This window comes from Shigella sp. FC1567 (assembly GCF_001743015.1).
GTDB lineage: Bacteria > Pseudomonadota > Gammaproteobacteria > Enterobacterales > Enterobacteriaceae > Escherichia > Escherichia coli.
Genome location: NZ_MIIV01000467.1, coordinates 1 through 231 on the forward strand (window position 1 = coordinate 1; position 231 = coordinate 231).

The following is a 231-nucleotide window of genomic DNA, read 5'->3' on the forward strand; positions in this document are numbered from 1 at the left end:
AAAAAATATATTACGCGTAACAAACTCATCTTCTTCTGGCATAAGTGAAAAACATTTAGATCACTGTGCTAATACTGTGAAAAACTTTTTAAGGAAGTCTATAGCAGCGCAAAGTTATAGCAAAATGTTTTCTCAAGGGACCAGTTTCAAATCACTAAATCTTTCTATTGAAGCGCCATCTGGAGCACGGTCATCATTTCGGTCACTTGAGCATCTCGATAAGGTGTCCAG

Annotated in this window: 1 pseudogene; it reads left to right on the forward strand. The window is 37.2% G+C overall.

Going from position 1 to position 231, the window contains the following annotated elements:
* A pseudogene (locus tag BHE85_RS26985) lies at window positions 1–231 on the forward strand (hypothetical protein); the annotation flags it as partial.